This window comes from Mycobacterium sp. IDUB_9 (genome assembly GCF_055419505.1).
Genome location: NZ_JBVAXU010000007.1, coordinates 53,274 through 65,829 on the forward strand (window position 1 = coordinate 53,274; position 12,556 = coordinate 65,829).

Here is a 12,556-nt window from a genome sequence, read left to right on the forward strand (position 1 = left end):
GTCCAGGGGTGCGGCTCAGTCGGGAAATTCGGTGGCGCCGAGGGCGACGTCGAAGTTCCCCACCCCATGACGGGCGAGACCCATGAGGACCAGGCCCGTTCCCTCCAGCCAGTGCGCCATGTTCAAGCCGCCGACGTCCAACGGACGCAGCTCGAGACTCGTGATGAACTCCGCTACGCGTGCCTTGGCCTGCGCATCGTCGCCGGCGAAGAACACATCCGGCGTCCGGCCCTTCTCCAGGACATGACCGAAGACGGTGTTGAACGCCTTCACCACGCGGGCGCCGGCCGGAGCTGCCTTGGCGACTTCCTGTGCGATCGAGGTGTCATCGGCAATGGCGAGCCCGTCGGCCGCGGCATTGAAGGGGTTGCTGATATCGACGATGACTTTGTCCGCCAAAGCGTTTCCGTACCGAGTGACGACCGGAACTACATCGGCGCACCTCAGGGCCACGATGACGATGTCCCCGGCCGGGACTGCGCCGAACTCTCCTGTCGTGGCGCTGCCGCCGAGCGCTTTGGCCAGGTCGGCAGCCTTGGACTCATCGCGGCCGATGATCTCAACGGTGTTGCCGCCCGCTACGGCCAGCGCGCCGATCGCGCGGGCCATGTTCCCGGTGCCGATGATGCTGATGTTGCTCATAAGGTGTCCCATGTTTTCGTTTGAATAAAGGGTTGACGGCTCCGCCATGTGCGGATTGGTCTGTGCATCAACCAATCCGGCAATGTGGAGGTCGATGGAACCGGGCCGTACGCTCGGCGGGCACGACCTTCGTCGTTACTGCCCGTTCGTGAGAAGTTGCCAGGGCTGCATGCCGAGGAGACCGGCAAGGTGACCCTGCATCTGGACGCCGGACGGCAATGGGCGCCACCAGATGGTCACCTCGGCGATCTTGCCGTCAGCATCGAGCCGGATGTAGTCCATCCCGTTGACCACGGTGTCTTCGATCTGCAGCCGGAAGTGCGCGGCGTGGTGCGTTTCGCCGCTCAGGACTTCTGTGTAGGTGAGGTCGGTCGCCACCGTGCCGACCGCCCGGATGGCTTCCAGGACTGCCTCACGGCCGGTGAGCGGCTCATCGCCGAGCGGGCCGTACAGCACCACGTCTTCGGCGAGGATTCCGGCAAGAGCGGCTTTGCCTGCGCCGCCGTGCATGCAGTCGACAAAGGACTCCACGGTGTTGCGGTGCGGGGCGAAGGTAGTCATGGCTGGCTCCTTCAGATCGCCGCGACGCCGCCGTCGACAACCAACTCCATGCCGTTGACATAGCTCGAGTCGTCCGAGGCGAGGAACAACGCGACCGACGCGATCTCCTCGGGGCGGCCCATCTTTCCCCGCGGGATCAGGGATTCGAACTGCGCCTTCGTCGCCTCGTCGAACAGTTCCTCCTGGATGGGAGTGGCGACCTGGCCGGGGGTCAGCACGTTGACCCGGATGTTCCTGTCCTTCAACTCGGATACCCACACCCGTGCGTAAGCGAGGAGGACTGCCTTGCTCGCCGCGTACACACTCCACTCGGGGTAGCCCTTGAGCGACGCGTTCGACCCCGTCATGAAGATCGAGCCACCGTCGTTGAACAACGGCAGTGCCTTCTGGACCGTGAACAGTGTGCCGCGCGCGTTCAGCGAGAAGGTGGCATCGAAGTCCTCCTCGGTGATCTCGCCGAGCCTGCCCTGCTTGCCCATCCCGGCGCTTGTCCACAACACGTCGATCGCGCCTTTTTCCTGCTTGACGGTGTCGAACAAGCGGTCCAGATCGTCGAGATCGGCTGAATCGCCCTGTACGCCGGTGACGTTCCGCCCGATCAGTTCGACGGCTTCGTCCAGCGCGTCCTTCCGTCGACCCGAGATGAAAACGTGAGCTCCCTCGTCAACGAACAACTTGGCACCTGCCAGTGCCAGACCACTGGTCGCGCCGGTGATTACCGCGACCTTCCCATCGAGCTTTCCCATGATCGCTCCATTCATTCATTGATGTCGATGTTAAGCACACCGATCTGAGTACTTAACGTAGCCCGTGACCGGGCAATGCGCAAGCTATGTACACCGATCCGTACCAAACTGGGCTACGCTGGACATATGACGGAGTTGGAGAAGGGGCCGCAAGGCCTGCGCCGCGGCCGGGGCGCGCGCGAGCGCATCCTCGGCGCTTCACGACGACTGTTCCGCGATCAGGGCATCAACAGCACCGGCCTGGACCAGCTCTGCGCCGAGGCGCAGGTGTCCAAACGCACGTTCTACCAACACTTTTCCAGCAAGGACGAGCTGATCGCCGAACACCTACGCAGATTCGATCCCGAGGTCCTTCCCGAGGTGTTCGACTGCACCGACCTCACGCCCCGTGAGCGGCTCCTCGCCGTCTTCGACATTCAGGGACCGCTGTGCCCGTTCATCGCGGCGGCCGTCGAACTCCACGACTCGGACCACCCGGCACGCGTACACGCCCGCGACTACAAGCAGGCCTTTGCCGCACGACTCACCGAGACCGCGCGCGAGGCCGGCGCCGCCGACCCCGAACAGCTCGGCGAACAACTGGCACTGCTCCTCGACGGCGCCTCGGCCCGCAACCGAGTCCTCGACGCCGACACCTACGCCACCGCCACCGCCGCCGCCATCGCGGCCGTCCTCATCGACAACGCCATCCCCGCGACAGCGACACTGTCCGGCACAGGCGGGAGCTAATCCGCCATGCGCCTTCCATGTCACTCCCCATCTGTACGAAGTTCCCAGGGCTGCATGCCGATTACATCCGCAAGGTTCCTTTGCAGCGCGACGCCGGACGGCAGCGTGCGAGCAAACGGGTGAGGGTGTCTTTGTCTGCGCCGCTGTTGATGCAGTCGACGAAGGACTCCAAGGTGCCGCGGTGCGGGGCGAACATGGCCATGCCTACTCCTCGTAGTGTGAATTTCGTAGTGTGAATTCGATTGGTGCGCCTAGGCCGTCAGCTGCCCGGAGAAGTAATGGCCGTTGTCCAAATCAGCAAAAAGGTTGGGCTGGATGGGTTCCCAGCCGAGGGTCTGGCGAGTGATCAGAGTGGAGACCGGAAGGTCCATCGTGACCAGATTCGTGAACATCCCGAAATATCCCGGCAGCATCAGGACATCCACGGGAACACTCACGGCGGGCAGGCCCAGGCGGCTGCCGATGGCCTCGGCGATGTCGCGGAATGGGATGGCCCCATCCTGAACCGCGTGCCAATATCTACCCGCCGGACCCTTCTCCAACGCCAGGCGGAACAGGGAGGCGACATCGCGAATGTGGACGGCGTTCCACGCATTCATGCCATCTCCGGGGTAGCCGGCGAAACCCTTCTCCTTGGCGAGCCCGATCAGCCCCGGCAGGAAGCCAGCGTGGTCCGTCATGTCGTGGGCGATGAGCGGAAGCCGTACGATCGACGACCGCACTCCCTGCTCGGCGAGGCCAATTACCGTCCTTTCCACGATGTTACGAGCCCGCAGCGTCCCCTTGTGCTCCTCCCCGCCGGGAAGGGCCGGGTCTTCCTCGGTGGCCGGCCGGCCCAGGTTTCCCGGCGAGCCGATGCTGCCCGCCGCAACCAGTGGCTTTCCGGTTCCCGCGAGCGCCTCGCCGTAGGCAAGCATGATCGGCAGTTCCGCGGCGGCCACGGCGTCCATTCCGCCGGACGGAAGCAGGTCCTGCCGGTGCGCGAGGTGGATGACGCCGTCGGAGTCCCGGGCTGCCTCCTTGAGCCCGTCGAGATCTTCGAGGCTGCCGCGACGCACACTCGCGCCGAGGGTGGACAAGGCCGCTGCGGAGGCGTCCGAGCGGGCCAGGCCGGTCACCTCGTGCCCGGCAGCGATGAGCTCGGGGATGATGCATGAACCGGAATGGCCGGTCCCGCCAGTGATGAAAACGTGCATGTGACTGTCCTTTTGGAGGTAGGTGGGGGCTTACTCAGCTGAGAATGTTGACGCCGAGGGCAAAGTTGGTGTGGTTGACCGTGTGGGTCATCAGGCCGAGCTGCAGCAGACCCGCGTTCTCCAGTGCCCGTGCCATCGGCAGCGGCCCGGCGTCCATCGGGCGCAGTCCCAGGCTCTCGATGAACGCCGACACCCGTGCCTTTACCTGCGCGTCGTCGCCGGCGATGAACACGTCCAATGGGTGACCCTCGCCTGAGCCCGCTGCCAGAACATTGGCGAACAGGGTGTTGAACGCCTTGACGACATGCACGCCGCTGGGGGCAGCCTTGGCGATCTCCTGCGCGCCGGAACTACCCTCGGGGGTAACGAATCCCATGAAATCCGGGGAGACCGGGTTGGTGATATCGACGACGACCTTGCCGTGTAATGCCTCCCCGTACTGACTGACCACCGCCGCCGCGTTGGCATACGGCACGGCGAGGATGACGATGTCCCCCACCGGGGTGGTGCCCAGCGTCCCGAAAGTGGCGCCACCGAGCGCGGTGGCCAACTCCTTGGCTCTGACCGGGTCGCGACCGACGATCTCGACTGCGTTGCCGCCGGCGAGTGCTCGCTCGGCCAGTGCGCTGGCCATGTTTCCCAGGCCGACGATGCTGATGCTGTTCATGTGGTGTCCCGTCTTGGCTGACGAATGGAAAGGTTGATACATCAACCATATGCCGATTATTGGTGACGCGTCAACCAATCGAGGTAGCATGGAGGCCGATGGAAGCGAACTGGCTGAACTCCCGCGAGGACCGCGCCTGGCGGGCCTTCATACACGCGCATCAACAGATCGAGGTCCACCTCAGCCGACGTCTGCAGAAATCGGACCTGTCCGGGACCGACTACGAGGTCTTGGCGGCGCTTTCGGCGGTCGACGAAAACCGCTTACCCTCCCACGCCCTGTGCAACGCACTGGGCTGGGAGAAAAGCCGCCTCTCACATCAGGTGCGGCGCATGCAGAAGGACGGGCTGGTCAGCCGTGAGCCCAATCCCGACGACGCCCGCAGCACCGTCGTCCGCCTGCTGCCGGCCGGCCTCGCCGCCATCAAGAAGGCGGCACCGAGGCACGTCGAGGACGTCCGCCGGAACTTCATCGACCTGTTCACCCCGGCTGAACTCGACACGCTCGCCACCCTCAACGAACGAGTCCTGCACCACCTGGCCAAAGACGACATCTCCCCCGCCGAAGACGGACCGTCGTAACCTCCGCCAGCAGTATGGGTGTCAGCTCCATCCCAGGCTTTCAGGCGGGGATCTGCCGCTCAGTCCTCGTGGTCTGGATCCCAGGTCGACGGCAACAGCGGCACTGCCGAGCCGGCATCAAACCCGGCACCGCCCAACGTCGTCAATCCCGCCGTCGTCGCATCCGCCTTGTCGAGTACGCCGGAAAAGCCCACCGGCCCCGCACCGCGGTCCGAGGCCGTCGGCGATATGTCCGGAGCGGCATCCCCCGGCGGATCGGCTTGGAGGTCCATGTATTCGTTGCCGTGTCCGCGCTCCCGGATCGCTGCGCGCCGACGACGGCGGGCCCGCGCCTCGCGGGCTGATTCGCCGGCCGCCGCCACAGCGATATCGGGTTCTGCGGCTTTCTTCTTGGCGGCGGCCGCGGCGTTGGCCCGCGCCGCGGCAGGGACGCCGACGCCGGGCGCACCGATCAAGTAGGGCGGGAAGAAACCTGGTCCACCGCCCGGGGCAGCCGAGGGCGCCGGTCCGGCGGCGCCCGTTGCGTTCGCCGCCACCCCGGCCGAAGGCGCCGCGGGAGCCGTCGGCGCAGTCGGAGCCGGTGAGCTGCTCGACACCGTCGATGAGCTCCCGGCCGCCGGCCAGGATCCGGAGTCGGTGCCGGCCGGAATCTCCGCGACACCGGATGCAGGCGGCTGAATTGCGGCCAGACCGGTGATCGCCCACCCCAGGTTGGCAATCACGACACTCAGGGCCGGCTGGATCAGCGCCGGGGACAATTGAACAACGACCTGCAACAGCTGTGCCGCATGGAAAGCCATGTCGGCCAATACCATCGGCAGATTGGTCAGCAGCGCAGCGGGATCGTTGAGCAGATTGTCGATCAGGAGGTGGATGTTCTCAATCTGCTCTTGGCCGACTTCCAGCCACCACTGCGGGTCGAGTGGGCTCAAGTCTCCATGCCCATGGTCGTCGTCGTGGTCGTGGTCGTGGTCGTGGTCGTGGTCGTGGTCGTGGTCGTGGTCGTCATGATCGTCGTGATCGTGGTCGTCCTCGCCGTGCAGGATCCGCGGCGCCATCGGCGTCGACGGGGTGGATGCCACCGCCGCTTCTGACACCCCTTGATAGACGGTCATCGTGGTTGCCGCCTGAATCCACATCCGCACGTAGTCGGCCTCGTTCACCGCGATCGGGATCGTGTTTATACCAAAGAAGTTGGTGGACAACAGGACTGCCTGCCGGGCATGATTGGCGGCCAGTTCGGCCAGGGTGGGCATCGTCGCCAATGCGCTGGCGTACGCCGCGGCTGCGGTTTCGTGCCGGGCGGCGATCGCCGCTGTGTCGGTGCCGGCCTGGCGCAACCACGCCAGGTAGGGAAAATGTGCGGCGACGTATCGTTCGGCACTCGGGCCTTGCCACGCACCCGCCTGTACCCCGCCCAGAATCACGGCGAGTTCTGTTGCCACCGTGGAATATTCGACGCTCAACGAGGACCAAGCGCCGGCGGCAGCCAATATCGGACCCGGGCCCGGGCCGCTGGTCAGCAAGGCTGAGTGCACCTCCGGCGGCGACGCCATCCATACCGCGGCCATCAGAACCCTCCTTGTAACCGTCTACCCGAAGCGTCCAAATTATTGAATATGATTGTCATTATCAATGAATCTGGCGAAACTCATAGAAACGCCGGCCGGAAGCAGGTTCAAATTCTGCGAGATCGCCACAGCTCCGCACCCAGAAGGAGCAGTGACAGTTGCTGCGGTTCAAGGCATCTGGCTATGGACGCGGAGTCGTGAGGCAAGGAGCCCCCAGGCGTCAGCCTCGCCCGATAGGCATACGGCCGACCACAGCGGTCACCAACGGTTCACCGCCAACAGTCGGGCAGTGCAAAATGTGTTTGCCCGAATACCGGCCCATCCACTACGACGGCCGAGAAGTAATCCAACGGGACAGCCCGGCTGAGCGCTACTTCGACGCGCGCCCTGTGCCCTTCTTGATCCGCGGGGCGAGTTGCACGATCTCGGGCACCACAGTCGGATTCTCGTAAGCAGTGGTCACCAATGACACCAAAGTGTTGGCGACATCGCGCAGGGCCGACATCCGGGCCGGCAGTGCGCCCTGGGCCACCCACGTCTTGAGCAGTTGATCCAGCAGGTCACGGTCGGCGCCACGCAGGATCTCGGTGTCGTCGGTCGGACCGATGCCCACCCGAATCAACGACAGTTCCGGATGCTCACTGCGCCAGGAATGCAGGATCTCGTCGAGAGCGGCCTTGCTCGCGCTGTAGGCCGCTACGCCGGCTCGTGGCCGGCCCACGTCATGACTGGAGGCGACCAGGACCACGCCGTTCTCGGTCAGTCGGGGCTCCGCGGCACGCAGCACGTTGTTGGCACCGACGGTGTTGACGCTGAATGCGTGCAACCAGGTAGCGACGTCGGTGTCCTCGATGTGGGCGAAGGGGATCACCGTGCTGGTGAACACCACGGCATCCAGACCGCCCAGCGCATCCGCCGCCTCGTTGACCACGCGACCGATGGCTGCGGAGTCCTCGACGTCAAGTTCGTAGGCGAAGCCACCGATGGCATCGGCCAGGGAATTCAGCAGGTCGATACGTCGCGCGGCCACGGCAACCTTGGCACCGCGTTCGGTGGCACTGACCGCAACAGCGTGGCCGATGCCCGACGAGGCACCGACGACGAGGAGACGCAGCCCAGCTGCATCGGCTCGCTGACCGCTCATTCTGGATCAACCTCCATGGTTCATCTCGAGGTGTTAGGTCACCCTTCGCTCGTCGGACATTACCGGGTGCGATGAGTTCCGGCCGCGCGGTGGGTCCACTTGAGAGACCGTGTTTTCACCAGATGCCAGTCGAGGAGCCCACAATGACGACCGAGATGACGACAGGAAAGCCTCCGATAGTCGACCCGCAGACCTGGCAGACCGCGCTCGGCGAGTTGCGGCGCCGGGAGAAGGCCGCCACCCGGGAGTTGGACGCGATCGCCGCAGCGCGACGGAGACTGCCGATGGTGGAGTTGCCCGACTACACGCTGATCGGCGCGGACGGCCCGGTGCGGCTGGCCGACGTGTTCGACGGCCGCACGCAGCTGATCACCTACCACCACATGTGGACCGACGGCGCGGAATGGCAGTGCGGCGGTTGCACGGGCTTCACCTCGCAGTTCACGCGACTCGACTTCCTGGACAACTATGACGCCCGCTTCGTGATCGTCACCAACGGTCCGATCGAGGAGGCGCTGACCTATCGCGACAAGGTGGGTAACCGGATGGAGTGGTACTCGTCGTCGGAGAGTTCGTTCGGCACCGACGTCGACGCCGCACCGAACGACGGTTTCGCCGTCAACGTGTTTCTGCGCGACGGGGAGACCGTGTATCGCACCTGGCACACAAATGGCCGTGGCACCGAGCAACTCAGCCACTCCTTCGCCCTGATCGACCTGCTGCCCTACGGCCGCCAAGAGGAATGGCTGGATTCGCCGGAAGGGTGGCCGTCGCGCCCCACATACTCGGGCTGGTTGGACAGCCCTGACATCGCCCGCCTGTATGGAAAGGACTCCTGATGACCGCATCCACCGACCAACAGCGCTACGTTCTCACCCGCACCATCTCGGCCTCGCCGGCGGAGGTGTTCGCCGTCCTGGCCGACCCGGCCCGCCACTGCGAGACCGAGCCCGGCGACTGGGTGCGCGACGCGATCGATCCCCAGCCGATCACCGGGACCGGCCAGATCTTCGCGATCAACATGTTCCTGCCGGCCGCCGGCGGCCACTACGTCATGCACAACCTGGTGACCGTCTTCGACCGGGATCGCACCATCGAATGGTTGCCCGGTCAGCTGGACGAAGACGGCCACCACGCCCCGGGGGGTTGGTCCTGGCGCTACGACCTGGCCCCGAACGGCGAACAGACCGACGTCACCATCACCTACGACTGGACCGACACCCCGCAGAGCTTCCGCGACCAGATCGGCGGGATGCCACCGTTCGGCACCGACTTCATCGCTGAATCGCTTGCGGCGCTTGGGCGCGCGGCGGAATAGTCTCCGCGGGCACCTGGTCCAGGAAGCCCAGCACGGTCTGGATCCGGCCGTCGCCGTCAGTGGCGAGCACATCGAATCCGACGACCACGGGATCGGCGTCGCTCGGCCCCAGCCCCCACTGGAATCGCGCCTGCCGGTGGTGGGTGTCGGGCCCGCTGACGAGTGAGAACACGAATCCCGGGAACTGGGAGTGGACCGCGTCGATGGCAGCGGAAAGCCCGTCGTGTCCACTCACCTCGGCCAGCGGATCGGTGTACGTGACGCCCTGTGACCAGTGCCGTTCCAACAGGGCCCGCCGATGGCCAGAATCGGTGGCATTCCAGGTGTCGAGGTACGCGGTAACGGTGTCGTTGTGCTCGGCCATATCGCCTCTTTCACGGTAATTGACTGGGACTCAGTCAGATTCACCGATTCGCGGCGGGGTGTCGATTACCGCAGGGGTAATCGGCTCAGGTGGCGGCGTTGCCGGTGCGCCACTGGTCCCACGGGATGTTCCAGTCCCCCAGGCCCTCGGTGCCCGGCAACACCGGGCCCACCGTGTTGACGACCTCGACGATGTCGCCGCGTTTGGTGTTCTCGTAGAACCAGCGGGCGTTGGACGTACTGACATTCAGACATCCGTGGCTTACATTGCTGTACCCCTGGCTGCCGACCGACCACGGGGCGCCGTGCACATAGATACCGCTGTAAGACATCTGGGTCGCGAAGTCGACCTCGGTGCGATAACCGTTGGGCGAGTTGACCGGCACCCCGTAGGTCGACGAATCCATCACCAGATGGTCGAAGCGCTCACCGACGATGTAGACCCCGTTGTTGGTCGGAGAACTGTTCTTGCCCATGGAGATCGGCATCGCCTTGACGACCTCGCCGTTGCGCCTGACGGTCAGGGTCTTGGTGGTGTCGTCGGCGGACGCGATCACCTCGTCGCCGACCGTGAAGTGGGTCGTGACGTTCCCTTGGCCGAACAGCCCGTCACCCAACGCGACGCCGTAAGTGTTGACAGTCACGTCCACCGAGGTGCCGGGCTTCCAATATTTGGCTGGGCGCCAGCGCACTTCGCGGTTGTTGAGCCAGTAGAACGCACCCTCGACCGGCGGATTGGTCTTGACGGTGACGGCGCGCTGGGCGGCCAGGCGGTCGGAGATGTTCTCGTCGAAGCGGATTGCCACCGGCTGACCAACCCCGACCACTTCCCCGTCGTTCGGCAGGAGGTAAGGCATCGTCAGATTGGCCGGCGAATGCGTCTCGAACCGCAGCCGGCGGTTGGCGACGCCACCGAGTCCCAGTGACTGCGCGTTGAGGGTGTACTGCTCGTTGTAGTCGAGCGGATCGGTGGTCGACCACGTCAGCCCGTCGGCACTGAACTTCCCCGCGACGCTGGCGCCCTCTTCATTGGTCATGGTGACCCCACCGAGCACGCCGTTCTCAGCGCTCACCGTGACCGGCGCGTCGACGGTCACCCCGACGGCGCCGTCTGTCACCGACGCATTCACCCTGGGCACCAACAAGTCGCCATAAGGCGTGCCCTTGTCAGTGATCACCGGCGGAGGCCCCTGTGGGTTTTCGCCCCCGCATGCCGTCAGGCCCAACATCATCGCCGGCACCATGGCAACCACCGCCCGCCGGAACACACCCCGATACGGACGGGTCAGCGTCTGGGCCTGCCCCATGTTCGTCCCACCCCTCGAACGGTCGATAGCAAATCTTGGCAATAGTCTAAGGGTTCCGACGGGATCGGGCCGACCTGAACCTGGCTCCAAGGCCGCCACCAGCGGATTTCACTGTTGAGTGAAACTCCTGTTATTGTCTCTCACGCGCGCCGTTAGCTCAGTTGGTAGAGCAGCTGACTCTTAATCAGCGGGTCCGGGGTTCGAAACCCTGACGGCGCACCAACCAAAAACCCTGCCTCGGCAGGGTTTTTGCGTTTCAGCGTTTCAGAGTTACTGGGACCGTGCATCTATCAGGCTCGGTACCTCTCGGCCAGCCGGTCACCGACACTGGATTCAGCCTCTTCCAACAACATCTCCACGGCACCCGCCAGATGCGCGGCAGCGTAGCCGTGATCCCGGTACTGCTCGCTCTTGAATCGGTCGAGCTCCCTGCGTAGGTCTCCCAGGGTTTCATCACTCACATGCGCCATATGGCTACCTCCAGTCGGTGTGACCACGGCCCACATCGCCATTTGGAGGTTCGACATGAGCCATCGGGTGTTATCAGCGAATCCCGACGACGAGTCCGTCGGGATTCGCTCTACCGGCGATAGCCCATGCAGCAATCCTGGCAAACGGAAAATAAGTTAGCTGCAACGCAATACCCCCTTGTCACGCGATCGTCCCGTGTTGCGGTCTGGATCGAGACCCAGGCCCGCCTCCCCGATCCTGACCCGACCTCGACCTTAGCTGGACACCTATGCACTAGCAACCGGTTCGGCGAGAAAGAGCCGTTCCCGCCCTGCTATGCAGCAGATTTCAGCTACCGCGCCCATTCGGCGCCGAGTTGCGCAGAGGACCGGCGATTACCAGACGGACCCGTGTTTGCCAATCGTTTTCCCCACGAAATCAGCGTGGATCAGGGCAGAGAGGCCGTCGGCGCGTCGCGTGACGCCAACAACGCAGCAAACTTCTCACTGCAAGAAAGAATTTCACCCGCGCGCGCTTCCATCCGCCACCAGCGGCGCCCGTCGAATTTGCGGTGAGCGGTCCCTGTAACAGCCCGCAGCCCGTCGACGACATATCACGATGGTGTGCTGATAGCCGTCACGCAACTTGGCAATTATTGACGAGGCTGAATTGTTGACGTAGTCGTAAGTTACTGCTGAGTATCAGACTCCAGCACTTCCGCTGGTCAGACGGCAGAAACCGTGTTAATCTCAAGTTAGCTGATTTATTGTGATCCGGTACCGCGTGACGATTGCGTCAAGATGAGGGGTGTTAGCTGATGGCTACCGCAGATGGCGCCGATCTCACAGCTGTATCAACCGCCGCGTTTGTTGCTGCGAACCAGCCCGTCATGGTGTACACCTGCAGCCGCCTAGGTCGCGTCGCCAATCCCCCGAGTTTCTCGTTGGCGGACTGGCTCCTGTTCCGCCGCCGCTGAGCGGCGTATTCAGCGCGAGCCGCTGAGCGGCGAATCACCGCAGGGCACACGACGTGCCCTGCGGATCTGCTCAGCGCCGCTTGATCCGTCGCACGACGACGACCACCACCAGTAGTCCTGCACCGGCCAATGACGCCGTCACCGCAGGCTTCTTGATGAAGCCGACCACTGCCGACTTGAAATCGTCGGCCAGACGCTGGGGGTTGGCCCGCTCTGCCAGGGAGTCGACAGTCACCGCCAGCTGATCGCGAGCCTGATCGATGTCCCGCTTGATGCTCTCCGGGTCCCGGTTCGCCACTGTTTGC

At 64.4% G+C, this 12,556-nt stretch carries 15 protein-coding genes and 1 tRNA gene; 5 read left to right on the plus strand and 11 right to left on the minus strand.

The annotated features are described in order from the left end of the window. Positions 1-15 precede the first annotated feature (15 nt). The 3 genes from ACZY08_RS24900 to ACZY08_RS24910 form a co-directional block, all read right to left on the minus strand. Positions 16-642: an NADPH-dependent F420 reductase gene (locus ACZY08_RS24900; RefSeq protein WP_463747288.1), complete on the minus strand. Its 627-nt coding sequence runs from the start codon at positions 640-642 to the stop codon at positions 16-18. A gap of 135 nt (positions 643-777) precedes the next feature. Beyond that, positions 778-1,203, minus strand: a complete 426-nt coding sequence (locus ACZY08_RS24905; RefSeq protein ID WP_463747289.1) for a nuclear transport factor 2 family protein — start codon at positions 1,201-1,203, stop codon at positions 778-780. 11 nt (positions 1,204-1,214) lie between these two features. Continuing rightward, complete coding sequence (locus tag ACZY08_RS24910; protein ID WP_463747290.1) at positions 1,215-1,949, minus strand: SDR family NAD(P)-dependent oxidoreductase; 735 nt, start codon at positions 1,947-1,949, stop codon at positions 1,215-1,217. A 126-nt stretch (positions 1,950-2,075) separates the two neighbouring features. On the opposite strand from ACZY08_RS24910, the gene ACZY08_RS24915 reads away from it, so the two are divergent. Continuing rightward, positions 2,076-2,678: a TetR/AcrR family transcriptional regulator gene (locus tag ACZY08_RS24915; RefSeq protein WP_463747291.1), complete on the plus strand. Its 603-nt coding sequence runs from the start codon at positions 2,076-2,078 to the stop codon at positions 2,676-2,678. 251 nt (positions 2,679-2,929) lie between these two features. Here the strand turns inward: ACZY08_RS24915 and ACZY08_RS24920 are convergent, their stop codons facing one another. Continuing rightward, positions 2,930-3,874, minus strand: a complete 945-nt coding sequence (locus tag ACZY08_RS24920) for an SDR family oxidoreductase (RefSeq protein WP_463747292.1) — start codon at positions 3,872-3,874, stop codon at positions 2,930-2,932. A gap of 34 nt (positions 3,875-3,908) precedes the next feature. Beyond that, positions 3,909-4,541: an NADPH-dependent F420 reductase gene (locus ACZY08_RS24925; RefSeq protein ID WP_463747293.1), complete on the minus strand. Its 633-nt coding sequence runs from the start codon at positions 4,539-4,541 to the stop codon at positions 3,909-3,911. A gap of 98 nt (positions 4,542-4,639) precedes the next feature. On the opposite strand from ACZY08_RS24925, the gene ACZY08_RS24930 reads away from it, so the two are divergent. Beyond that, a complete protein-coding gene (locus ACZY08_RS24930) occupies positions 4,640-5,122 on the plus strand; it encodes a MarR family winged helix-turn-helix transcriptional regulator (RefSeq protein ID WP_463747294.1) in 483 nt (160 codons plus the stop codon). Positions 5,123-5,181: 59 nt separating this feature from the next. Here ACZY08_RS24930 and ACZY08_RS24935 read toward each other — a convergent pair whose 3' ends face one another. Both ACZY08_RS24935 and ACZY08_RS24940 read right to left on the minus strand, forming a co-directional pair. Beyond that, the gene (locus ACZY08_RS24935) at positions 5,182-6,693 is read right to left on the minus strand and encodes a PPE domain-containing protein (RefSeq protein WP_463747295.1); all 1,512 of its coding nucleotides are present in this window, start codon (positions 6,691-6,693) and stop codon (positions 5,182-5,184) included. A gap of 370 nt (positions 6,694-7,063) precedes the next feature. Continuing rightward, complete coding sequence (locus ACZY08_RS24940) at positions 7,064-7,837, minus strand: SDR family oxidoreductase (RefSeq protein WP_463747296.1); 774 nt, start codon at positions 7,835-7,837, stop codon at positions 7,064-7,066. A gap of 155 nt (positions 7,838-7,992) precedes the next feature. Here ACZY08_RS24940 and ACZY08_RS24945 point away from each other — a divergent pair, with 155 nt between their 5' ends. Continuing rightward, positions 7,993-8,676 carry a DUF899 domain-containing protein gene (locus ACZY08_RS24945; RefSeq protein ID WP_463747499.1) on the plus strand — a complete coding sequence of 228 codons (684 nt, stop codon included), beginning with the start codon at positions 7,993-7,995 and terminating at the stop codon, positions 8,674-8,676. After that, positions 8,676-9,155 carry an SRPBCC family protein gene (locus ACZY08_RS24950; RefSeq protein ID WP_463747297.1) on the plus strand — a complete coding sequence of 160 codons (480 nt, stop codon included), beginning with the start codon at positions 8,676-8,678 and terminating at the stop codon, positions 9,153-9,155. The genes ACZY08_RS24945 and ACZY08_RS24950 overlap by 1 nt, the downstream gene beginning before the upstream one ends. Here ACZY08_RS24950 and ACZY08_RS24955 read toward each other — a convergent pair. Both ACZY08_RS24955 and ACZY08_RS24960 read right to left on the minus strand, forming a co-directional pair. After that, a complete protein-coding gene (locus ACZY08_RS24955; protein ID WP_463747298.1) occupies positions 9,112-9,519 on the minus strand; it encodes a nuclear transport factor 2 family protein in 408 nt (135 codons plus the stop codon). The genes ACZY08_RS24950 and ACZY08_RS24955 overlap by 44 nt on opposite strands. A gap of 85 nt (positions 9,520-9,604) precedes the next feature. Beyond that, positions 9,605-10,825 carry a L,D-transpeptidase gene (locus tag ACZY08_RS24960; RefSeq protein WP_463747299.1) on the minus strand — a complete coding sequence of 407 codons (1,221 nt, stop codon included), beginning with the start codon at positions 10,823-10,825 and terminating at the stop codon, positions 9,605-9,607. A 146-nt stretch (positions 10,826-10,971) separates the two neighbouring features. Here ACZY08_RS24960 and ACZY08_RS24965 point away from each other — a divergent pair. Further along, a tRNA-Lys gene (locus ACZY08_RS24965) sits at positions 10,972-11,047 on the plus strand. A gap of 68 nt (positions 11,048-11,115) precedes the next feature. On the opposite strand, the gene ACZY08_RS24970 is transcribed toward ACZY08_RS24965, so the two are convergent. Beyond that, a complete protein-coding gene (locus ACZY08_RS24970; RefSeq protein ID WP_463747300.1) occupies positions 11,116-11,295 on the minus strand; it encodes a hypothetical protein in 180 nt (59 codons plus the stop codon). A gap of 1,026 nt (positions 11,296-12,321) precedes the next feature. After that, on the minus strand, positions 12,322-12,549 hold the full coding sequence (locus tag ACZY08_RS24975; RefSeq protein WP_463747301.1) for a DUF3618 domain-containing protein: 228 nt from the start codon (positions 12,547-12,549) through the stop codon (positions 12,322-12,324). Between the last annotated feature and the right edge of the window lie 7 nt (positions 12,550-12,556).